General features: G+C 72.1%; 20 protein-coding genes and 1 tRNA gene. 3 read left to right on the plus strand and 18 right to left on the minus strand.

Features of this window, described 5'->3' with window-relative positions:
• Positions 1 to 2 precede the first annotated feature (2 nt).
• The 12 genes from secD to pgsA all read right to left on the minus strand — a co-directional run bounded on the left by secD (position 3) and on the right by pgsA (position 11,421).
• Positions 3 to 1,856: a protein translocase subunit SecD gene (secD, locus tag ACIBCJ_RS33895; RefSeq protein ID WP_365980558.1), complete on the minus strand. Its 1,854-nt coding sequence runs from the start codon at positions 1,854 to 1,856 to the stop codon at positions 3 to 5.
• A 134-nt stretch (positions 1,857 to 1,990) separates the two neighbouring features.
• Positions 1,991 to 2,503, minus strand: coding sequence for a preprotein translocase subunit YajC (gene yajC / locus ACIBCJ_RS33900; RefSeq protein WP_362097084.1), 513 nt, complete (start codon positions 2,501 to 2,503; stop codon positions 1,991 to 1,993).
• A 173-nt stretch (positions 2,504 to 2,676) separates the two neighbouring features.
• A complete protein-coding gene (ruvB, locus tag ACIBCJ_RS33905; protein ID WP_362514516.1) occupies positions 2,677 to 3,750 on the minus strand; it encodes a Holliday junction branch migration DNA helicase RuvB in 1,074 nt (357 codons plus the stop codon).
• Between the two features lie 46 nt (positions 3,751 to 3,796).
• Positions 3,797 to 4,402: a Holliday junction branch migration protein RuvA gene (ruvA, locus tag ACIBCJ_RS33910; protein ID WP_362097090.1), complete on the minus strand. Its 606-nt coding sequence runs from the start codon at positions 4,400 to 4,402 to the stop codon at positions 3,797 to 3,799.
• Positions 4,399 to 4,965: a crossover junction endodeoxyribonuclease RuvC gene (gene ruvC, locus ACIBCJ_RS33915; protein WP_365980559.1), complete on the minus strand. Its 567-nt coding sequence runs from the start codon at positions 4,963 to 4,965 to the stop codon at positions 4,399 to 4,401. The genes ruvA and ruvC overlap by 4 nt, the downstream gene beginning before the upstream one ends.
• Positions 4,966 to 5,071: 106 nt before the next feature.
• Entirely contained in the window at positions 5,072 to 5,824 is a 753-nt protein-coding gene (locus ACIBCJ_RS33920) for a YebC/PmpR family DNA-binding transcriptional regulator (RefSeq protein ID WP_362097096.1), read from the minus strand.
• Between the two features lie 49 nt (positions 5,825 to 5,873).
• Positions 5,874 to 6,482 carry a pyridoxal 5'-phosphate synthase glutaminase subunit PdxT gene (gene pdxT / locus ACIBCJ_RS33925; protein ID WP_362097099.1) on the minus strand — a complete coding sequence of 203 codons (609 nt, stop codon included), beginning with the start codon at positions 6,480 to 6,482 and terminating at the stop codon, positions 5,874 to 5,876.
• Positions 6,483 to 6,494: 12 nt separating this feature from the next.
• Entirely contained in the window at positions 6,495 to 7,406 is a 912-nt protein-coding gene (gene pdxS / locus ACIBCJ_RS33930) for a pyridoxal 5'-phosphate synthase lyase subunit PdxS (RefSeq protein WP_133888095.1), read from the minus strand.
• A gap of 122 nt (positions 7,407 to 7,528) precedes the next feature.
• Positions 7,529 to 8,071: a hypothetical protein gene (locus ACIBCJ_RS33935; protein ID WP_164412786.1), complete on the minus strand. Its 543-nt coding sequence runs from the start codon at positions 8,069 to 8,071 to the stop codon at positions 7,529 to 7,531.
• 505 nt (positions 8,072 to 8,576) lie between these two features.
• Positions 8,577 to 9,740: a glycosyltransferase family 4 protein gene (locus ACIBCJ_RS33940; protein ID WP_362097104.1), complete on the minus strand. Its 1,164-nt coding sequence runs from the start codon at positions 9,738 to 9,740 to the stop codon at positions 8,577 to 8,579.
• Positions 9,737 to 10,699 carry a phosphatidylinositol mannoside acyltransferase gene (locus tag ACIBCJ_RS33945; protein WP_365980560.1) on the minus strand — a complete coding sequence of 321 codons (963 nt, stop codon included), beginning with the start codon at positions 10,697 to 10,699 and terminating at the stop codon, positions 9,737 to 9,739. The genes ACIBCJ_RS33940 and ACIBCJ_RS33945 overlap by 4 nt, the downstream gene beginning before the upstream one ends.
• Positions 10,696 to 11,421: a phosphatidylinositol phosphate synthase gene (gene pgsA / locus ACIBCJ_RS33950; protein ID WP_362097417.1), complete on the minus strand. Its 726-nt coding sequence runs from the start codon at positions 11,419 to 11,421 to the stop codon at positions 10,696 to 10,698. Before pgsA ends, ACIBCJ_RS33945 begins: the two co-directional genes overlap by 4 nt.
• A gap of 208 nt (positions 11,422 to 11,629) precedes the next feature.
• On the opposite strand from pgsA, the gene ACIBCJ_RS33955 reads away from it, so the two are divergent.
• Together ACIBCJ_RS33955 and ACIBCJ_RS33960 are read left to right on the plus strand one after the other, a co-directional pair.
• Complete coding sequence (locus tag ACIBCJ_RS33955; RefSeq protein ID WP_365980561.1) at positions 11,630 to 13,828, plus strand: elongation factor G-like protein EF-G2; 2,199 nt, start codon at positions 11,630 to 11,632, stop codon at positions 13,826 to 13,828.
• 241 nt (positions 13,829 to 14,069) lie between these two features.
• Complete coding sequence (locus ACIBCJ_RS33960; protein ID WP_362097113.1) at positions 14,070 to 15,731, plus strand: hypothetical protein; 1,662 nt, start codon at positions 14,070 to 14,072, stop codon at positions 15,729 to 15,731.
• 27 nt (positions 15,732 to 15,758) lie between these two features.
• On the opposite strand, the gene ACIBCJ_RS33965 is transcribed toward ACIBCJ_RS33960, so the two are convergent.
• The 4 genes from ACIBCJ_RS33965 to ACIBCJ_RS33980 form a co-directional block, all read right to left on the minus strand.
• Positions 15,759 to 16,307 (minus strand): HIT domain-containing protein, encoded by a 549-nt coding sequence (locus ACIBCJ_RS33965; protein WP_362097115.1) that lies wholly within the window; start codon positions 16,305 to 16,307, stop codon positions 15,759 to 15,761.
• 88 nt (positions 16,308 to 16,395) lie between these two features.
• On the minus strand, positions 16,396 to 18,372 hold the full coding sequence (gene thrS / locus ACIBCJ_RS33970; protein ID WP_362097118.1) for a threonine--tRNA ligase: 1,977 nt from the start codon (positions 18,370 to 18,372) through the stop codon (positions 16,396 to 16,398).
• A gap of 91 nt (positions 18,373 to 18,463) precedes the next feature.
• On the minus strand, positions 18,464 to 19,756 hold the full coding sequence (locus tag ACIBCJ_RS33975) for a hypothetical protein (protein WP_365980562.1): 1,293 nt from the start codon (positions 19,754 to 19,756) through the stop codon (positions 18,464 to 18,466).
• Positions 19,753 to 20,319: a DUF4365 domain-containing protein gene (locus tag ACIBCJ_RS33980; RefSeq protein WP_133888086.1), complete on the minus strand. Its 567-nt coding sequence runs from the start codon at positions 20,317 to 20,319 to the stop codon at positions 19,753 to 19,755. The genes ACIBCJ_RS33975 and ACIBCJ_RS33980 overlap by 4 nt, the downstream gene beginning before the upstream one ends.
• A gap of 171 nt (positions 20,320 to 20,490) precedes the next feature.
• Between ACIBCJ_RS33980 and ACIBCJ_RS33985 the strand changes: the two genes are divergently transcribed.
• Positions 20,491 to 21,216 carry a 3'-5' exonuclease gene (locus ACIBCJ_RS33985; protein ID WP_362097124.1) on the plus strand — a complete coding sequence of 242 codons (726 nt, stop codon included), beginning with the start codon at positions 20,491 to 20,493 and terminating at the stop codon, positions 21,214 to 21,216.
• A 137-nt stretch (positions 21,217 to 21,353) separates the two neighbouring features.
• Here ACIBCJ_RS33985 and ACIBCJ_RS33990 read toward each other — a convergent pair.
• Together ACIBCJ_RS33990 and ACIBCJ_RS33995 are read right to left on the minus strand one after the other, a co-directional pair.
• Positions 21,354 to 21,425, minus strand: a tRNA-Val gene (locus tag ACIBCJ_RS33990).
• A gap of 39 nt (positions 21,426 to 21,464) precedes the next feature.
• Positions 21,465 to 21,923, minus strand: coding sequence for an SRPBCC family protein (locus ACIBCJ_RS33995; protein ID WP_362097127.1), 459 nt, complete (start codon positions 21,921 to 21,923; stop codon positions 21,465 to 21,467).
• Positions 21,924 to 21,927: the final 4 nt, after the last annotated feature.

Here is a 21,927-nt window from a genome sequence, read left to right on the forward strand (position 1 = left end):
TCTCACGCCTCCTTCGGGTCGACAGGGCCGGCGGGGCGGGACGGACGGCGGGTGCGGCGCAGCGGGGGCTTGGCGCCCAGGGCCTTGGGGTCGAGGCCCGACCACTTGTGGCCGCTGGCGAAGAACTTGCGCCGGGCCATCAGCGTCAGCAGCGGCTTGGTGAAGAGGAACACCACCACCACGTCGAGCAGGGTCGTCAGACCGAGCGTGAACGCGAAGCCCTGCACCTTGCCGACGGTGACGATGAAGAGCACCGCGGCGGCGAGGAAGGACACGAAGTCGGAGACCAGGATGGTGCGCCGGGCGCGCGGCCAGGCCCGCTCGACGGCGGGACGCAGCGTGCGGCCCTCCCTGATCTCGTCGCGGACGCGTTCGAAGTACACGATGAACGAGTCCGCCGTGATGCCGATCGCGACGATGGCACCGCACACCGCCGGCAGGTTCAGCGCGAAGCCGATGGTCGGGCCGAGCAGCGCCATGATCACGTAGGTGAGGCCGGCCGAGACGAGCAGCGAGCAGACGGCGATGAACGAGAGTCCGCGGTAGTAGAACAGCAGGTAGAGGACGACCAGGGCGAGACCGATCGCGCCCGCGATCAGACCGGCCTTGAGCTGCTCACCGCCGAGCGCGGCGGTGACGGTGGTGACGCTGTCCTCCTTGAAGGTCAGCGGCAGCGCGCCGTAGGACAGCATGTTGGCGAGGCTCTGGGCCTCCTCCTGGTCGAAGCTGCCGGAGATCTCCGCGTTGCCGCCGGTGAGCGCCTGGCTGACGTACGGGTCGGAGACGACCTCGTTGTCCAGGACGATGGCGAACTGGTTCTGCGGGGACTGGTTCTGCGCCAGCTTGCCGGTGATGTCGGCGAACTTCTTGCTGCCCTTGTCCGTGAACTTCATCGTCACGGTCCAGCCGGCCGCGGTCTGCGTGTTGTAGACGGCGTCGGCCTTGTCGACCTCGGTGCCGTCGACCGCCGCGGGGCCGAGGATGTACTTCTGCCACTGGCCCTGCGAGTTCTGGCCGCAGGCCACCGTCGAGTCGGCCGGCTTGGCACCCTTGCCGGCCTTGGCACGGGCGCCCTTGTCGGTGCAGTCCAGGGCCGCGTACTGCTGCTGCAGCTTGGCGGTGGCGTCGTCGCCGGAGGCGCTGGCGCTCGGCGACGGGGAGGCGCCGTCGGAGCTCTTGGCGGACGGGGTCGGGTCGGCCTTCAGGGCGTCGCTGGCGGCGCGGCCCTGCGTGGTGGCGCTGGCCGACGCGGCGTCGGACGGGGTGCCGCTGCTCGGCGTGTCGCCGTCGGTGGCCTTGTCGCCGTCGGTCGCCTTGTCACCGTCCGTGGCCTTGTCCGTCGCCTTGTCGGTGGCCTTGTCGGTGGCCTTGTCGGTGGCCTTGTCGGTGGCCTTGTCCGAGGCGCCGCCGGTCTCGCTCGGTGAGGGGCTGCCGGTCGCGTCGGCACCGGAGAGCTCGGTGGCCAGGACCGGACGGAAGTACAGCTTGGCGGTGGTGCCGACCTGCTCCCGGGCTTCCTTCGAGTTCGTCCCCTTGGGGATGTTGACGATGATGTTCCGGTCGCCCTGGGTCTGGACCTCGGCCTCGGAAACACCCAGACCATTGACACGGTTGTTCATGATGTCAACCGCGGTGTCCATGTTGGTCTTGTTGATCGCGGACTCCTGGCCCGCCTCCGGCACGGCCCGGAGTGTGATGCTCGTGCCGCCCGCCAGGTCGATACCGAGACGCGGAGTCGTGTGCCCGGAGGCGAACATGCCTCCGGTGAGCGCCACGATGGCGATCAGGATCAGGGCCAGCGAGCGCCCGGGCTTACTCTGAGCGCTCGCATTCTTTCCCTTTTTAGGTGCTACCACCTTGGTGTACTCCCTCTCGGGCCGCTTCGCGCCCAGAAGGCGTCACCGGCGGCCATCACATGGTGTCCGGATCCGTGCGAGCCGCGCGTCACGCGGGGTGCGCGGGACCCTGTCCCGCGCACCCCGGGCACGGCTTACTTCGCCTCGGAACCGCCGTCGGACTTCTTCGCCTGCTCGTCCGTCTTCGCCTCGGCGGGCGCGGCGTCGACCGTCGGCTCGTCGGCCGTCTCGCCGGCCGGCTCTTCGGCCTTCTTGCCGAGGTCGACGGACTTGTCGTCGGAGGAGGCGTCGGCGGGGGCGTCGGTCCCGGTGAGGGAGGAGGCGTCGTCGGGGACGACGTCCGCGTCGGACTTCAGGTCGTACTCGATGCCGTGGACGATGCGGTTGTACTCGTCGTCGGAGAGGACGGCGCCGATGGCGTTCTTGGCGAAGAGCAGCTCCACACCCGGGCCGGCGTCGAGGAGGACCGTGTCGTCGTTGACCTCCTTGACCGTGGCGTACATGCCCCCGATGGTGCGGACACCGGTTCCGGGCTGCATCTCGTTCCGCATGGAGGCGGCCTGCTGCTGCTTCTTCTTCGCCGACCGCGTCATCAGGAACATGGCCCCGATGAGCACGATGAACGGGAGGAGGGTCACGAGACTCACGGGTCGGTACTTCCTTCACACGACCGCGATGGTGAGCGGCCTGGGTTGGGGGTGTGTACGCCGCCGACTAGGGCGGCATCGGCGGAGTCTAAGCGAGTCCGCGCGCATGGAACAACGCTCAGCATGGCACCGGGGTTCCTGCTCCGGCGAATGTGCCCCTCGTGACCGGGTCGTCACGCCCCGAACAAGTCCTGTTGTCCGTTTCCTGAACTCTGTGGACGCGGCGGGGTGAGGCCGAGGTGTGCCCAAGCGGCCGGAGTGGCCACCCGCCCGCGTGGGGTGCGGGCGAGCAGACCCTCCCGTACGAGGAAGGGTTCGGCGACCTCTTCCACTGTCTCACGCTCCTCCCCCACGGCGACGGCGAGCGTGGACAGGCCGACCGGCCCGCCGCCGAACAGCTTCAGGAGGGCCTCCAGCACTCCCCGGTCGAGCCGGTCCAGGCCCCGGGCGTCGACCTCGTAGACCGCGAGGGCGGCCGCTGCGATCTCCTGGGTGATCAGACCGTCGGCCTTGACCTGGGCGTAGTCGCGGACCCGGCGCAGCAGGCGGTTGGCGATGCGGGGGGTGCCGCGGGAGCGGCCGGCGATCTCGGCGGCGCCGGTGGTGTCGATCTCGACGTCGAGCAGGCCCGCGGAGCGGTGGATCACCCGTTCCAGCTCGGCCGGTCCGTAGAACTCCATGTGGGCGGTGAAGCCGAAGCGGTCGCGCAGCGGGGGCGGCAGGAGTCCCGCGCGCGTGGTGGCGCCGACCAGGGTGAAGGGGGGCAGCTCCAGGGGGATGGCGGTGGCGCCGGGGCCCTTGCCGACGACGACGTCGACGCGGAAGTCCTCCATCGCCATGTAGAGCATCTCCTCGGCGGGCCGCGACATGCGGTGGATCTCGTCGAGGAAGAGCACCTCGCCCTCCTGGAGGGAGGAGAGGATCGCGGCGAGGTCGCCGGCGTGCTGGATGGCGGGCCCCGAGGTGATGCGGATGGGGGCTTCCATCTCGGCCGCGATGATCATCGAAAGGGTGGTCTTGCCGAGGCCCGGGGCGCCGGAGAGAAGCACGTGGTCGGCGGTCGCGCCGCGCGCGCGTGCGGCCCGCAGCACCAGATCGAGCTGCTCGCGGACCTTCTCCTGGCCGATGAACTCGCCCAGGTCCTTGGGGCGCAGCGCGGCCTCCACGGCCTGGTCCTCGCCGTCGGCGACAGCGCCCACCAGCCGCTCGGCGGCGGCTTCCGCGTCGGTCGTGTCGTCCCAGTTCACTTCGTTCTCCTTGCCGTGGCGCACCGGTCGGTGGTGGCGGGCGTGGTCAGCGGGCGCGGTTCAGCGTCTGCAGGGCGGCCTTCAGCAGCGCGCCCACCTGTGGCGTCCCTCCGGCGGCTTCCGCCTGCGGCGCCACGGCGGCGACGGCCTCGTCGGCCTCGCGGGTCGCGTACCCGAGGCCGATCAGGGCTGCGTGCAGCTGGTCGCGCCAGCCGGAGCTGACCGGAGCGCCGACGGCGGGCGCGCCGACCGGCTCGCCGAGGCGGTCCTTCAGTTCCAGGAGCAGCTTCTGCGCGCCCTTCTTGCCGATGCCGGGGACGGCGGTGAGGGCCTTCTCGTCGCCGGTGGAGACGGCTCTGCGCAGGGCGTCGGGCCGGTGCACGGCGAGCATCGCCTGGGCGAGGCGGGGACCGACGCCGCTGGCGGTCTGGAGCAGCTCGAAGACCTGGCGTTCGTCGTCGTCGGCGAAGCCGTAGAGCGTGAGCGAGTCCTCGCGGACCACGAGGGAGGTGGCGAGCTTGGCGGGCTTGCCGAGCCGCAGGGTGGAGAGCGTGTCGGGCGTGCACTGCACGGCCATGCCGACGCCACCGACCTCGACCACCGCGGCGTCGGGGGCGAGGGCGGCGACGGTGCCGCTGACGAAGGCGATCATGCGGGGCGGCCTTTCGGGGGGTGGGCGGTCTGCGGGCGGCGCGGGCTCCGGGCGGCGTGGAGGGCCGCCGCCTGCTGGAGCCGGTTCTGCGCGGGGGCGCGCCAGATGTGGCAGATGGCGAGGGCGAGGGCGTCGGCGGCGTCGGCCGGTCTGGGCGGGGCTGCGAGCCGCAGCAGGCGGGTGACCATGGCGCCGACCTGCGCCTTGTCGGCGCGCCCGCTGCCGGTGACGGCCGCCTTGACTTCACTGGGTGTGTGCAGGGCGACGGGGATGCCGCGGCGGGACGCGCACAGGATGGCGACGGCGCTGGCCTGGGCGGTGCCCATGACCGTACGGACGTTGTGCTGGCTGAAGACGCGCTCCACGGCGACGAACTCCGGCCGGTGCTCGTCCAGCCATTGCTCGATGCCCTGCTCGACGGCGACGAGACGGTGGCCGAGGTCGGCGTCCGCTGGCGTGCGGACGACGCCGACGCCGATCATGGTGAGCGGCCGGCCCGCGACGCCTTCCACGACACCGACCCCGCAACGGGTCAGCCCGGGGTCCACCCCCAGTACGCGCACGCCGCCCCCTCTCGTCGATCACCTGTTTGTGCAGGCTATCGGGTGCCACTGACAAGACGACGGGCCGACGGGGTGTGTCCCCGTCGGCCCGCTGAGAGGGGACGCGTCAGGCGTCGACCTTCTCCATGACCTCGTCGCTCACGTCGAAGTTGGCGAAGACGTTCTGCACGTCGTCGCTGTCCTCCAGGGCGTCGATGAGCCGGAAGATCTTCCGCGCGCCTTCCTCGTCCAGCTCGATCTGCATGGTCGGGACGAAGTTGGCGTCGGCCGACTCGTAGTCGATGCCGGCCTCCTGGAGCGCGGTGCGGACCGCGACCAGGTCGGTCGCCTCGCTGAGCACCTCGAAGGACTCGCCGAGGTCGTTGACCTCCTCCGCCCCCGCGTCGAGGACGGCGCCGAGGACGTCGTCCTCGGACAGTTCGCCCTTGGGCACGATCACGACGCCCTTGCGGTTGAACAGGTACGACACCGAGCCCGGGTCGGCCATGGAGCCGCCGTTGCGGGTCATGGCGACGCGGACGTCGGAGGCGGCGCGGTTGCGGTTGTCGGTGAGGCACTCGATGAGCACCGCGACCCCGTTGGGACCGTAACCCTCGTACATGATCGTCTCGTAGTCGGCGCCGCCGGCCTCCAGGCCGCCGCCGCGCTTGACCGCGGAGTCGATGTTCTTGTTCGGGACCGACTGCTTCTTCGCCTTCTGGATGGCGTCGTACAGCGTCGGGTTGCCCTCGACGTCGACGCCGCCCATGCGCGCCGCGACCTCGATGTTCTTGATCAGCTTCGCGAAGAGCTTGCCGCGCTTGGCGTCGATCACGGCCTTCTTGTGCTTCGTCGTAGCCCATTTAGAGTGGCCGGACATCTGCCTGTCTCCTTCGCGTAACCCATCTCCTGCAACGAACGCAGGAATCCTACAAGGACCGAGCCGCCCGGTTCGCGCGCACCATGTCGGCGAAGAGCGCGTGCACGCGGTGGTCGCCGGTCAGTTCCGGGTGGAACGAGGTGGCCAGCGCGTTGCCCTGGCGGACGGCGACGATGTGGCCGTCGTGCTCGGCGAGCACCTCGGCGGCGGCGCCCACGGACTCGACCCAGGGCGCGCGGATGAAGACGCCCTCCACGGGATCGCCCTCGACGCCCTTGATGCCGACGGCGGCTTCGAAGGACTCGTTCTGCCGCCCGAAGGCGTTGCGGCGCACGATCATGTCGATACCGCCGACCGTCTCCTGCCCCGAGCGCGGGTCGAGGATCTTGTCGGCCAGCATGATCATGCCGGCGCAGGTGCCGTACACGGGCATGCCGTCCCGCACACGGGCGCGCAGGGGCTCCATCACGCCGAAGAGGACGGCGAGCTTGGAGATCGTCGTGGACTCGCCGCCGGGGATGACCAGGCCGTCCACCTCGGCGAGTTCTTCGGGGCGCCTCACCGGCCTGGCCACGGCGTCGGCCACGGCCAGGGCGACGAGGTGCTCCCGTACGTCGCCCTGGAGGGCCAGGACGCCGATGACGGGGGTGTCGCTCATGGGTTCGGTGTCCTACCAGCCGCGGTTGGCGTAGCGCTCGGCCTCGGGGAGGGTGTCGCAGTTGATGCCGACCATGGCCTCGCCCAGGTTGCGGGACGCGTCCGCGATGATCTTCGGGTCGTCGTAGAAGGTGGTGGCCTTCACGATGGCGGCGGCGCGCTTGGCGGGATCGCCGGACTTGAAGATGCCGGAGCCGACGAAGACGCCCTCGGCGCCCAGCTGGCGCATGAGCGCGGCGTCGGCCGGGGTGGCGACACCACCGGCGGAGAAGAGGACCACCGGCAGCTTGCCCAGCTCGGAGACCTCCTTGACCAGCTCGTACGGGGCGCGCAGGTCCTTGGCGGCGGCGTACAGCTCGTTGTTGTCGTAGCCGCGCAGCCGGGCGATCTCGTTCTTGATCTGGCGCAGGTGACGGACGGCCTCCACGACGTTGCCGGTACCGGCCTCGCCCTTGGAGCGGATCATGGCCGCGCCCTCGGCGATCCGGCGCAGGGCCTCGCCCAGGTTGGTCGCGCCGCACACGAAGGGGGTGGTGAAGGCGAACTTGTCGCTGTGGTTGACCTCGTCGGCCGGGGTGAGGACCTCGGACTCGTCGATGTAGTCGACGCCGAGGGACTGCAGGACCTGGGCCTCCACGAAGTGGCCGATGCGGGACTTGGCCATCACGGGGATGGAGACCGCGTTGATGATGCCCTCGATCATGTCCGGGTCGGACATCCGGGCCACACCGCCGTCCTTGCGGATGTCGGCCGGGACGCGCTCCAGGGCCATGACGGCGACGGCGCCCGCGTCTTCGGCGATCTTCGCCTGCTCCGGCGTGACGACGTCCATGATGACGCCACCCTTGAGCTGCTCGGCCATGCCGCGCTTCACGCGGGCGGTGCCGGTCTCGGGGGTCTGGTTTTCGGGGAGCGTGCTGGACACGGGTACCTCGCTGAGGGGAAGGGGGTTTCTGCAGCAACGAGGAAACGCGAGGCGAGCAGGCCACAGCAAGGGCCAATGGGAAGGCGGTGGATCGTTTTCGCCGCGGGCGCCGACGGCAGGGGCTACGCCGCCCGCTCGACCAGGGCGGCCGGCGACTCGTCGTCCATCTCGAAGGCCAGCGGGAAGGGTGCGTGCCCGGCGAGGCGGAACCAGCGCACCTTGCGGTGCTCGCGCAGCCTGCGGGCGGCTCCCACCGCGTCGTTGTGGAAACGCCGGGCCATCGGCACCCGGCGCACGGCCTCGGCCAGCTCGTGGGCCGCCGCCTCTCCCCCGGGCGCCTCGCGCAGCGCGTCCACCTGCTGGGCGTCGGCGAACACGGCGCGCAGGGCCTGGCTCAGCTCGCTCTCGGCGACCTCCCGCAGCTCCTCCTCGGCCTGCCGGGCGGCGTGCGCGGCCTCGTAGAGGACCATGGAGGCGGCGGGGTCGAGCACGCCGGAGGTGGCGAGTTCCTGGGCCACGGACGCCCTGCGCAGCAGCTGTGCGTCCAGGGCGGCGCGGGCGGCGTCGATCCGGGCGTGCAGCCGGTCCAGGCGGCCGGCCGTCCAGCTGAGGTACAGGCCGACGGCGACGAGGACGACCAGGATCCAGATGAGGGTTGCGGTCACGGGCGGCAACCCTATCGGTGGGCCGGACGGAGCCGGTGCGCCGCGTACGGCTCCGACGGGCCGGGCCCGCCGCCTGCCCTCCCGTCGGCGGACCCGCGTCCGGCGGTGGGCCCCGGCGTGCGGGGGCACGTCCCCGCCGGTCGGCACGACACCGGCCGGCTGCTCAGGGCGGGCCGGCTGCTCCACGCCCGTGGCGGACGCCCAGGCGGTCCGCCTGTCGCCACCGCCACGGACCGGCCACCCCGCGCACCCAAGGCGGGCACCCCGGCGGCCGGCCACCCCAGACCCGTGACAGGCCGCCCCGCCGACCGGCCACCCACACCCGTGACAGGCACCCGGGCGGCCGGCCCCGCACCAGCGCGGACCGGCCACCCCGCACACCCAAGGCGGGCACCCCGGCGGCCGGTCCCTCGCCGCCGCGGGCCGGCCGCCCGACGCCGGTGACGGTCACCCGGCGGTGGGTCCTCCCCACCGGGGGCGACCACCCGTGGCGGGCGCCCCGCGGTCAGTCCCTCGCCAGGCCGAAGCGCGCCCGCAGGCCCGTCGCCCGGTCGTCCGCCGCCACCGCCGCCGCTCCCGCGGTGACCGTCTCGTAGACCGACAGGATGTCCGCGCCGACCGTGGACCAGTCGAAGCGCCGTACGTGGGCGCTGCCCCGCTCCCGCAGCGCGGTGCGCCGCTCCGGGTCGGCCAGCAGGCGCACCGCCGCGTCGGCCAGGGCGTCGGCGTCCTCGTTGGGGAAGAGTTCGCCGGCCGCGCCCTGGTCGAGGACCTGGGCGAAGGCGTCCAGGTCGGAGGCGAGGACGGGGGCACCGGCCGACATGGCCTCGACCAGGATGATGCCGAAGCTCTCGCCGCCGGTGTTGGGTGCCACGTACAGGTCGACGCTGCGCAGGAAACGGGCCTTGTCCTCGTCGCTGATCATGCCGAGGAACTCGACGCGGGAGCGCAGTTCCCTGGGCAGGCGTTCCACGGCCTCCTCCTCGTCACCGCGGCCCGCGACGAGCAGCCGGGTCTGCGGGCGGGCCGCGAGGATCTTCGGCAGGGCCCGCATGAGCACCGGGAGGCCCTTGCGGGGCTCGTCGATGCGCCCGATGAAGCCGATGGTGTCGCCCTGCCACTCGGACTTGGGCTCCGCGTCGGCGAAGAAGTCGACGTCGACGCCGTTGGGGATGACGACCGCGTCGCCGCCCAGGTGCTCGACGAGCGTGCGGCGGGCGTACTCGCTCACGGCGATCCGGGCGCTGATCTTCTCCAGGGCGGCCTGGAGGATCGCGTACGCGGCGATCATCGCGCGGGAACGCGGGTTGGAGGTGTGGAAGGTGGCCACGATCGGGCCCTGCGCCGCCCAGCAGGTCAGCAGACCGAGCGAGGGCGAGGTCGGCTCGTGGATGTGGATGACGTCGAAGCCGCCGTCGTGCAGCCAGCGCCGCACCCGGGCCGCCGACAGGAAGCCGAAGTTCAGCCGGGCCACCGAGCCGTTGTACGGCACCGGCACCGCGCGGCCGGCGGAGACGACGTACGGGGGCAGCGGGGTGTCGTCGTCGGCGGGGGCCAGGACGGACACCTCGTGGCCGAGCCGGACGAAGTACTCGGCGAGGTCGCGGATGTGGAACTGGACGCCGCCCGGCACGTCCCAGGAGTACGGGCAGACGATGCCGATCCTCACGACGCGCCGCCCCGCCCCTCGGCCGCTCCCGGCGCCGGGTCCGCTCCCGGTGCCCCGGGTGCCTTGGCGGGGTCGAGGTCCTTCAGCCACAAGCGCTGCAGCATGTGCCAGTCCTCCGGGTGGTCGGCGATGCCCGTGGCGAAGGCGTCGGCCAGCGCCTGTGTCATGACGGACGTCTTCTCGGCCCGGGTGCCTGACGCGGGCACCTCGACCGGCGGATGCACCCGGCCCCGCATCACGGGCGAGTCGTCGTACCAGAGCGTCACCGGCAGCAGCCGCGCGCCCGTCTGCTGGGCGAGCAGGGCAGGGCCGGCCGGCATCCGGGCCGTCTCGCCGAAGAAGTCGACCTCGACGCCGGAGGCGGACAGGTCGCGGTCGGCGACCAGGCAGACCAGGCCGCCGTCGCGCAGCCGCCGGGCCAGCGTGCCGAAGGCGGCGCCGCCGCTGTGCGGCAGGACCTCCATGCCGAGGCCCTCCCGGTAGGCGACGAAACGGTCGTACAGCGTCTCCGGCTTGAGGCGCTCGGCGACCGTGGTGAACGGGATGCCCAGCTCCGTGGTGACCCAGGCACCGGCGAGGTCCCAGTTGGCCAGGTGCGGCAGGGCGAGCACCACGCCCTTGCCCGCCGCCATGCCCTCGGTGAGGTGGTGCAGGTCCTCGGGCGTGAAGCCGCTCCTGATCCGCTCGGTGCTCCACGCGGGGAGCCGGAACGACTCCATCCAGTAGCGCAGGTACGAGCGCATGCCCGCGCGCGAGAGGGCGGCGAGCCGCTCGGGGCCCGCGTCGGGCACCACGCGCGCGTAGTTGGCCTCCAGGCGGCGCACACCCGCGCCGCGCTGCTTCCAGGCGAGGTCGGCGACGGTTCGGCCGAGCCGCACCGCGGCGGGCTCGGGAAGCTTCTTCACGGTGCCCCAGCCGGCACCGTACAGACCGTCGGCGAGGCGGTCCCGAGCGCTCACTTCGCCGCCTCGGTGCCCTGGTTCTCCTGTGCGGCGGCGTCGGCCTCGGCGGCCTCCCGGCGGACCGTGACGACACGCTGGACCAGCGTGACGAGGCTGCCGACGGCGACGATCCACAGGGCGACCGGCAGCAGGTACTGGATGCCGGGGACGCCGAACTTGTGCAGTCCGGCGAAGCCCGCGGCGACCAGCGAGATGACGAGGCGCTCGGCGCGCTCGACCAGTCCGTTCACGGCCACCGGCAGGCCGATCGCCTCGCCGCGCGCCTTGGTGTAGGACACGACCTGACCGCTGGCCAGGCAGAAGATCGACACCGCGCACAGGATGTTGTCGTCGCCCGACCCCGCGTACCAGAGGGCGAGTCCGCCGAAGATCGCGCCGTCGGCGACCCGGTCGAGGGTGGAGTCCAGGAAGGCGCCCCAGCGGCTGGAACGGCCGAGCTGGCGGGCCATGTTGCCGTCGACGAGGTCGGAGAAGACGAAGAGCGTGATCACGACCGTGCCCCAGAAGAACTCACCCATGGGGTAGAAGACCAGCGCACCCGCGACCACACCGGCGGTGCCGAGGAGCGTGACCGTGTCGGGGCTGACGCCCCGGCGGATGAGAAACGCGGCGAACGGTGTGAGGACACGCGTAAAAAATGCACGCGCGTACTTGTTCAGCATGGCCTTCCCGACGGTCGGTGTGGCGCCGCGACCCTTGCTGGCCACCGGCTGGCCCATCGTAGTCACGCGCGCGCGTGGTCGGTGGCCGGGCACCCGGAGCCGTCGCCCGGCGGCCGGCGGGGCGGCGGGATCGGCTCCTTCGTATGGACGCGGCGTGAAGGGAGTGGAAAGCTCGAAGGACCGCGGGCGTCGCCGGAGCCGCCAGTGCACGCGGTCCCGCGTGTCCGCGCCCACAGCGACCTCACCGTGCACGGGAGGCAAGGACATGGGCGACAAGGCACACACCCACCCCGGAGCCGCCGGCAGGGCGACGGCGGCCGACCATCCCACCTCCGTACGGAACGTGGTGCTGGTCGGCCACTCCGGATCGGGCAAGACGACTCTGGTGGAGGCCCTCGCGCTGACGGCGGGGGCGGTGAACCGGGCGGGCCGCGTGGAGGACGGCGGCTGCGTCTCGGACTACGACGACATGGAGCACCGCCAGCAGCGCTCCGTACAGCTCTCCCTGGTGCCGGTCGAATGGGACGGCATCAAGATCAACCTCCTGGACACTCCCGGGTACGCCGACTTCGTCGGTGAGCTGAGGGCCGGTCTGCGTGCGGCGGACGCGGCCCTCTTCGTCGTCTCGGCCTCCGACGGGGTGGACGGCTCGACCCGCATGGTCTGGGAGGAGTGCGCCGCGGTCGGGATGCCGCGCGCCATCGTGATCACGCACCTGGAGGCCGCCCGCGCGGACTTCGAGGAGACGACGCGGATCTGCGCGGAGGCGTTCGGCGGCGACGACCCCGACGCCGTACTGCCGCTGTACCTGCCGCTGCACGGACCGGCCGCCCCCGACGGGCACGCGCCCGTGACGGGGCTCGTCGGACTGCTGTCGCGCAAGCTGTTCGACTACGCCTCGGGGGAGCGTGTGGCCTCGGAGCCGGGGGAGGCGGATCTGCCGCAGCTCGACGAGGCCCGCTCCCTGCTGATCGAGGGGATCATCTCGGAGAGCGAGGACGAGACCCTCATGGAGCGCTACCTCGGCGGCGAGCAGGTCGACGTCAGGACGCTGATCGAGGATCTGGAGCGGGCCGTGGCGCGCGGGGTGTTCTTCCCCGTGCTGGCCGCCGCCCCGGCCGCCGAGGGCGCCCGGCAGGGTCTGGGCACCGTCGAGCTCCTGGAGCTGATCACGCGCGGTTTCCCGACGCCCCTGGAGCGCGCGGCACCCCGGGTCACCACCCTGGAGGGCGCCGGGCGCGAGCTGCGGATGTGCGACCCGGAGGAGTCGCTGGTCGCGGAGGTCGTCAAGACGTCCTCCGACCCGTACGTGGGCCGCATCTCGATGGTCCGCGTCTTCTCCGGCACCCTGCGCGCCGACCAGACGGTGCACGTGTCCGGGCACGGGCTGACCGACCGGGGCCACGAGGACCACGACGTGGACGAGCGGATCGGTGCCCTGTCCACGCCGTTCGGCAAGCAGCAGCGGCCGGTCTCGCACGTGATCGCGGGCGACCTGGCCTGCGTGGCCAAGCTGACCCGCGCGGAGACCGGGGACACCCTCTCGGCCAAGGACGACCCGCTGCTGATGGCCCCCTGGGAGATGCCGGACCCGCTGCTGCCGCTCGCCATCGAGGCGCACAGCAGACCCGACGAGGACAAGCTGTCCCAGGGGCTGGCGCGGCTGGTGGCCGAGGACCCGACGATGCGCCTGGAGCACAACCAGGACACCCACCAGGTGGTCCTGTGGTGCCTGGGCGAGGCGCACGCCGACGTGGCGCTGGAACGGCTGCGCAGCCGCTACGGCGTCCAGGTCGACGTGGTCCCCCACCGGGTTCCGCTGCGCGAGACGTTCGGCGGCCGGGCGGCCGGGCGGGGACGGCACGTCAAGCAGTCCGGCGGGCACGGGCAGTACGCCGTCTGCGAGATCGAGGTGGAGCCGCTGCCGGGCGGCTCGGGCATCGAGTTCGTGGACAAGGTCGTCGGCGGCGCGGTGCCCAGGCAGTTCGTCCCGTCCGTCGAGAAGGGCGTACGCGCCCAGGCGGCCAAGGGCGTCGCCGCGGGCCACCCGCTGATCGACGTGCGGGTGACGCTGCTCGACGGCAAGGCGCACTCGGTGGACTCCTCCGACGCCGCGTTCCAGACGGCGGGCGCGCTGGCACTGCGGGAGGCCGCGACGGAGGCGAAGATCCACCTGCTGGAGCCGGTCGCCGAGGTGAGCGTGCTGGTCGGCGACGACTACGTGGGCGCGGTGATGAGCGACCTGTCCGGACGGCGCGGCAAGGTGCTGGGCACCGAGCAGACCAGCGGTGGCCGGACCCTGATCAGGGCCGAGGTGCCCGAGATCGAGATCGGCCGGTACGCCGTGGACCTGCGCTCCCTCTCGCACGGCACGGCGCGCTTCGACCGCCGTTACGCACGGCACGAACCGATGCCGGCGCAGGTCGCCGACCGGCTGCGCGAGGAGGTGAGGGCGGCCTCGTAGCGAGGCCGGGTCCTGCGGTGCGGGGTCCGCCGCAGGAGGCCGCTGCCCCGGGCCGGTGTCCGCCACCCCGGCGTGCGACGGCGCGTCCGGCGGCCGATCCGCGCGCACGGGGGGCGCCTTCGGGCGTCCCGTGACGCGTGCCGGTGCCGGCGGATACGCTGATGACCAGATCAACAGGTGTGCGGGGCAGGGAAGTCGGGAAGGCCGCAGGAGCGACAGTGGTGGCGATCAGGGGGCGGGAATGACCGTTGACGGCGGGTACGCGGACTTCTTCGGACCGCAGGTGCCGCGCACGGACGACGGCGGCCAGACGGCCACCTTCGCGCTGGCCTCGGCCGCCTACCGGGACAGCCCGATGGAGGAGATCAAGAAGGCCGACAACGAGTGGCACCAAACGACCGTCAACACCGGCCGGTCCTGGGCCACGGTGTTCCGGCCCAACCTCGGCGAGGCGTTCTCCCGCGCGGTGGCCGACCGCATGCTGGGCGGCGACCGCAAGCCCCTCATCCAGTCCTTCGGCGCCGAGCCGCAGGTCGTGGTCGAGCACTGCCTCGCGGCCAACGGCATCCGCAAGAACCGTGACAACCGGCTGACCATGGTCAGCGTGGTGTGCGGGCTGCTCTTCCTGCCCGGCGCGCTGGTGTGGCTGCTCGGCTTCCAGATCCGCACCACCGTCTCCAAGGCGGAGAACAAGCAGGCCGGGGCGCTGGGCACCGCGGTGCTGTTGGCGATCGCCGCGCTGGCCGTGCTCTTCCTCGTCAAGATGCCCTTCTCCGGTTTCTGGGCCTGGTACGGGCGCGCGACGGTCGTCATGCCGGTGGTGGGCTGGTTTTGGGCCAAGCGGATCTGCGAGGGCACCGCGCGAGACCTGCGCGAGCGCTGGGACGGACTGCTGTCGGGCAGCGGCGTGGGCGCCAAGGTTCCGGAGGCGGTGCCCAGCAACCCGGGCGAGACCGCGGCCGAGCAGCTGCGCCAGTCCCTGGCCAGGCTCGGCGCCGAGCAGCAGTCCAACTCCGTCTTCTACGCCGGTCCCAAGGGCATACTCGGCATGGGCACCCGCTGGGGCAGCTGGCAGCTCGCCGAGAACCTGGCGCCGGCCGACCCGGACCGGGAGATCCACCCCTTCCGCAGCTGGGACGTCGTGAAGGCCGTCCACGACCAGCTGCGCATGCTGGAGCGCGGCCCGCTGAACACCGGCGGTTTCACCAAGCCCTCCATACGGCACTGGGTCGTCACGCCGATCGGGGAGAACGCCAAGGCGGTGTCCCGTCCGGAGGGCACGGACGTCGAGGCGTACCAGGTCAAGTCGCACGCGATACAGGAGATCTGCAACAAGCAGCAGTTCGGCGCGGGCGACCGGCACTACCTGGGCGTCCAGTGGACGCTGTGGGACGGCCAGCTGGTCATCACCATGCTGATCACGGTGACCGTGCTGCACGAGACGCTGCGCATCGAGGTGACCGGACACGCCCTCGGCCCGGTGAACCCGCTGTTCACCACCAAGCCGGAGGCGCCGTCCAAGGAGGTCGCCAAGTCGTTCAAGCCGTGGGAGACCCGCAAGGTGATGCTCCCGCTGGTCACCGCGAACGAGGTGGTGCGGCTCGCCGTGCGCGCGCCGCTCACCTGGTATCCCCCGCTGCTGAACTGGCTCGGCGGCACGATCACGCTGCCGGAGCCGTTCGGCCTGCGGCACGCCTGGGCGGACCAGCCGTGGCGGCACCGGTTCATGGCCGACGACGCCCTGCGCGCGGCGGCGCCGGTGCTGCGGGTGGTGCACTCGGCGGCGATCCGGGTGCTGGACGAGAACGGCGTGGACACGGAGAAGTTCGGCACGCGGTCGTCGTTCCTCAGCACGGCCGTGCAGGATCCCACGCCGGGGAAGGCGGACCTCTACAACGCTTAGGGCGCCTCGCCGGTACGCGGCCGCGTACTAGGCGGAGGGCCAGGCCTCCGCCAGCATCTTGCGGGTGTCACCGAGCAGCTGCGGGAGCACCTTCGTGTGGCCCACCACCGGCATGAAGTTCGTGTCGCCGCCCCAGCGGGGGACGAGGTGCTGGTGGAGGTGGGCGGCGATGCCCGCGCCCGCCACCGCGCCCTGGTTCATGCCGATGTTGAAGCCGTGGGCGCCGGACGCGGTGCGCAGCGCCGTCATCGCCTGCTTGGTCAGCTCGGCCAGCTCCGCGGTCTCCACGGCGTTCAGCTCGGTGTAGTCGGCGACGTGGCGGTACGGCACCGTCATCAGGTGGCCGCCGTTGTACGGGTACAGGTTGAGCACCGCGTACACGTGCTCGCCGCGCCGGACGATCAGACCGTCCTCGTCGGACTTGGCCGGGATCGAGCAGAAGGGGCAGCCGTCGTCGGCACCGGGGCCGCTCGGCTTGTTCTCGCCCTGGATGTAGGCCATCCGGTGGGGCGTCCACAGACGCTGGAACGCGTCCTGCGTCCCGACTCCCAGCTGCTGCTCCGGCTCACTCGTCATGCGTGCAGCATATGGCGTCGCCCCCGGGGACAGGGAAAGGCCCCCGCAATCCGCCCGGGGGCCCGTCCCACGCTGTCGAACCGGACGGTCAGACCTGCACCCGGTCCTCGACGACCTTCGCGATCTTGGCGATGGCCTCGTCGAGCGGGATGCCGTTCTCCTGGGAGCCGTCGCGGTAGCGGAAGGAGACCGCGCCGTTGGCCATGTCCTCGTCGCCCGCGATGACCATGAAGGGCACCTTCTGCTTCTGGGCGTTGCGGATCTTCTTCTGCATCCGGTCGGAGGAGGAGTCGACCTCGACGCGCAGCCCCTGCTTCCTGGCGGCGACGGCGAACTTCTCCAGGTACTCGACGTGCGCGTCGCCGATCGGGATGCCGACCGCCTGGACGGGCGCCAGCCAGGCCGGGAACGCGCCCGCGTAGTGCTCCAGGAGCACCGCGAAGAACCGCTCGATGGAGCCGAACAGCGCGCGGTGGATCATGACCGGGCGGGTCTTGCCGCCGTCCGCGCCGGTGTACTCCAGCTCGAAGCGCTCGGGCAGGTTGAAGTCGAGCTGGATCGTCGACATCTGCCAGGTGCGGCCGATGGCGTCCTTGGCCTGGACGGAGATCTTCGGGCCGTAGAAGGCGGCGCCGCCCGGGTCCGCCACGAGCTCCAGGTTCTGCTTCTCGGCGACCTGGCGCAGCGTCTCGGTGGCCTCCTCCCACGCCTCGTCCGAGCCGACGAACTTCTCCGGGTCCTTGGTGGACAGCTCGAGGTAGAAGTCGTTCAGGCCGTAGTCGCGCAGCAGGTTCAGGACGAAGGTGAGCGTCTTGTCGAGCTCCTCCGACATCTGCTCGCGGGTGCAGTAGATGTGCGCGTCGTCCTGGGTGAAGCCGCGGGCGCGGGTCAGGCCGTGCACGACGCCCGACTTCTCGTACCGGTACACGGTGCCGAACTCGAACAGGCGCAGCGGCAGCTCACGGTAGGAGCGGCCGCGCGCGTCGAAGATCAGGTTGTGCATCGGGCAGTTCATGGGCTTGAGGTAGTAGTCCACGCCCTCGTCGAGCTGCATGGGCGGGTACATGCCGTCGGCGTACCAGTCCAGGTGGCCCGAGGTCTCGAAGAGCTTCCCCTTCGTCGCGTGCGGGGTGTAGACGAACTCGTAGCCCTCCTCCTCGTGGCGGCGCCGCGAGTAGTCCTCCATCACCCGGCGGATGATGCCGCCCTTGGGGTGGAAGACGGCGAGGCCGGAGCCGATCTGCTCCGGGATGGAGAACAGGTCCAGCTCGCTGCCGAGCTTGCGGTGGTCGCGCTTCTCGGCCTCGGCGAGGAACTCCAGGTGGGCCTTCAGCTCGTCCTTGGTGGGCCAGGCGGTGCCGTAGATGCGCTGGAGCATCGGGTTCTTCTCGCTGCCGCGCCAGTAGGCCGCGGCGTTGCGCATCAGCTTGAACGCCGGGATGGCGCGGGTGCTGGGCAGGTGGGGACCACGGCAGAGGTCCTTCCAGCACAGCTCGCCGGTCTTGGCGTCCAGGTTGTCGTAGATCGTCAGCTCGCCGGCGCCGACCTCGACGTCCGCGCCGTCGTCGCTGGACGCGGAGCCCTTGAGGCCGATCAGCTCCAGCTTGTACGGCTCGTCGGCCAGCTCCTCGCGGGCGGCCTCGTCGGTGACCACGCGGCGGGAGAACCGCTGCCCGCGCTTCTGGATCTCCTGCATCTTCTTCTCGATGGCCTTGAGGTCATCGGGGTGGAAGGGCTTCTCGACGTCGAAGTCGTAGTAGAAGCCGTCCTTGACGGGCGGGCCGATGCCCAGCTTGGCCTCGGGGAACAGCTCCTGCACGGCCTGCGCCATGACGTGCGCGGTGGAGTGGCGCAGGATGTTCAGACCGTCCTCGGAGGAGATCTCGACACCCTCGACGGTCTCGCCGTCCTTGACCTCGTAGGCGAGGTCCTTGAGGTCACCGGCCACGCGCGCCGCGATGATCGAGCGCTGGCCGGCGAAGAGCTCGGCGGCCGTAGTGCCCGTCGTCACCACGCGTTCTTCCCGCTCGGAATCCCGCTGGATGATCACACGGACGTCTGACACCGGTCTCTCCTGACTGAAGTGGGGCCGCGGCGCCATACCCGAGCGCACGCATGAGGGCGATCGTACCGACCCGGGCCCGCCCACCGCGAAATCAGTCCCGGCACTCCCCTCCGTCGCCGCAGGCCTCCTCGAAGAGGGCCGCGACCTCCACGTGTTCCTGGACGGCCTTCAGCAGCCGGTCCCGCTCCGCGTCGTCGACCTGGACGGGAGTGATCTCGCAGGCGCCGGTGAGCCGTCGGAACCCGCCCCGGCTCTCCAGCCGCCCCAGCACCCGCACCGGCAGCCCGACGAGGTGGGCGTGGCCGGCGATCCGGTAGGCCTCCTCGTCCAGCGCGACGCGCACGTGCGGCACCTCGGCCCCGGCCAGCACCCGCAGCCGGACGGTGCCCGGGCCGCGTGGTCCGGGCCGGCGCATGCGGACGACGGCGCCGGTGATCCGCACCGGGACGGAGGGCTCCGCGCGCAGGTAGCGGGCGGCGGCCTCGCGCAGGGCGGGCAGGTCGCCGGGCGAGAACTCGACGGGTTCGGCCAGGGCGCCGCAGCCCTCGGGGACCCCCGCGGCCGGTGCCCAGCGGACCGCGATCCTGGCTCCCTGGCTGCCCCTGACCAGGGCGACGAGCGCCTCGGTCAGCTCGTGGCTGACGCCCACGGCGACGGCCGAGTCGAAGGCCTCCATGCCGCCGGTGGCCCGCCGGTAGTCGACGGCCTCACGAGCCGCGTACAGGGCCTGGTGGAGGCGTACGGCCAGGGGGCGGGCGTTGCCGACCGGCAGGAAGGCGGTGAGGCGACGGCCGCCGGGGACGGGGCCCACCAGGACGTGCTCCAGGGCCGCGCCGGCGGCGCGCCGGTGCCGGGCGCCGTAGTAGCCCGCACGCGCGCGTGTGGCGAGTGCGCCGGCGAGCAGCATCCGGCGGGCGGCGGAGCGCAGCTGCTCCTCCGCGGTCCAGGACGCGGTGCCGCCGGGCCCCGTCGGGGTGTCGCGTTCCCAGCGGACCTCGTCGCTGGGGACGGCGAGGGAGAGCAGGATCTCGCGGGCCGCGGGCGTGCCGGTGCGGGAGAGCGCGAGCAGCGCCTCGGCGAGCAGGTCGTCGCTGTCGGGGAAGGCGCGGCTGACGGGCACCAGCAGACTGGTGCCGCCGGCGGCCGGGTCGGGCGGGGTCCAGCGGCCGTAGCGGCCCGGGGCTCCGCCTCGCCGCCGCCAGCCGTGCCGGTGGAGCAGGGCGGTCAGCACGGCCGGGTCGACCGAGCCCGGCTCGGGCGGGCGGCCGTCCCGGGCGGTGTCGTCGCGGACGTCGGCCCGGTACGGCCGTACGGAGCGCAGGGGTTCGGTGGGCCGTGCCGGTCCGCCGGAGCCCGGGGGCTCGCCGGCCGGGGGGTGCGTCATGGTGTTCCTCCCGTCCCGACCCGCGTCATGATCTCGCACAGCGCCCGGTCGTCGAAGATCCGCGCGGTCGGTATCCGCACGGTGGTGCGCCGCCGTCCGGTGACCGGATGTCCGGCGAGGTTGGTCCAGTAGCAGCAGTGCCTGAGGTCGAGCCGGTCGTGGCCGGCGCGCAGCCACTGGTCCCGGGACCGGGGGACGATCATCACGACCAGGATCTTGTGCACCGACACCGGGGTGCGGGCGAGTTTCGCCAGGTGGTCGTTGTCGAGGGTGAAGGAGAAGAACGGGCCGGGCGGGTTCGGCGCGAGCTGGTACGTCGCCTTGAGCTGCACCTTGATGGTGACCTCGTCGTCGACGGTGTGCCCCGGGGCGCTGTGGCTGACGTGCCAGTCGATGCCGTTGTCCGGGAAGGGCTGGGAGAGCGAGCAGCCCGCCGCGGCGGCGACCGCGTGGAGGTAGCCGACCTGCAAGGTCTCCATGCAGGCGGTGGTGGCGAGAGAGCCGCGTGAGGGCGCGGTGCGCTCCGGCAGCAGCCCGCCCCGTTCGGGCTGCGCGATGGCCATGACCAACAGCCTTCCAGAACTGGTGAATCCCGGCTGCGGGTCTGTGAACTGCAAAGACCCGTACTCCTGTTGTGTCCTTCCGGCGTACGTCGCAAACAGCCCGGGTATCACCGAACCGGGACAAGGGACGGCGCGTCAGCTGCCGCGCTCGGACGAGGAGTTGAGTGCCCTATGACGAGCTGGTTCGAGGGGCCGCTGGCGGCCTTCGACACGGAGACCACGGGTGTGGACATCGAGACCGACCGGATCGTGTCGGCGGCCCTCGTCGTCCAGGACGCGCCGGGGCTGCGGCCGCGGGTGACCCGGTGGCTGGTGAATCCGGGTGTGCCGGTGCCCGAGGCGGCGACGGCGGTGCACGGGCTGACCGAGGAGCACGTGCAGCGCCACGGGCGGTGGCCGGCGCCGGTGATGTACGAGATAGCGGAGGCGCTGACCGAGCAGGCCCGCGCCGGGCGTCCGCTCGTGGTGATGAACGCGCCGTTCGACCTCACCCTGCTGGACCGGGAGTTGCGCCGGCACCGCGCCTCGTCGCTCGGCCGCTGGCTGGACCGGACGTCGCTGCACGTGCTGGACCCCCGCGTGCTGGACAAGCACCTGGACCGCTACCGCAAGGGCCGACGCACCCTCACCGACCTGTGCGCGCACTACGGCGTGGAGCTGACCGGCGCGCACGACGCGGCGGCCGACGCCCAGGCGGCGCTGGAGGTCGTCCGGGCGGTGGGACGGCGCTTCCAGGCGCGGCTGGAGCGCCTCTCCCCCGCCGAGCTGCACGCCCTGCAGGCGGTGTGGCACGCGGGTCAGGCACGGGGGCTTCAGGCGTGGTTCGCGCTCAACGGCACCGAGGAGGCGGTGGATCCGGCCTGGCCGCTGCGACCGGACCTGCCGGCGGCGGCGTGACCCTCCGTCCCCGGCCCGCGTCGACGCCGGGACGGGGGTGTGGCTGGCCGAGCCCCCACGACGCGCGGCGAAGCCGCGCGGAAACGACGAAGCGACGTGGTCCGCGTATGGTGCGGACCACGTCGCTGTCGCGAGCGTGGGCGATACTGGGTTCGAACCAGTGACCTCTTCGGTGTGAACGAAGCGCTCTCCCACTGAGCTAATCGCCCGGGAACGCACTGAACCATACAGGTCCCGGCACGCTTCCTTCAAACCGCTTGCCGGCCGCCCGCCAGGTGCGCGGCCAGGCCCCGCCGCCCGGCCCGCATCATGACGCGGTGGTTGGCCCGGAACACGGGCCGTCCCGGCACGGCCAGGCGGCGCAGCAGCGGCTTGCGCACGACGACCTCCTGGTCGTAGCGCACGAGGGTGCCGGAGCCGCGAGGGGCGACCGTCCAGCGCGCCCAGCCCTCCAGGTCGCCGCTCATCGCGACCTCCAGGACCCCAGCCGCCGGATCACGCCGCCCCTCCCGCAGGACCGTCGTCAGGTCGTACGGGAGCAGTGAGCGCACCCGGAGCACACCGCTGGTGTCGTCGAGCCGGGTGACCTCGCGCACCTGGCGCCACCAGAGCGGATAGTCCTCGATCCGTTCCAGCTCCCGGTAGACGGCGGGGGCCGGCGCGGGCAGGGTCCACCGGCTGCGGAAGCGGTAATGGTTCCAGTCCACCCGA

This window comes from Streptomyces sp. NPDC051136 (assembly GCF_044455745.1).
Lineage (GTDB): Bacteria > Actinomycetota > Actinomycetes > Streptomycetales > Streptomycetaceae > Streptomyces.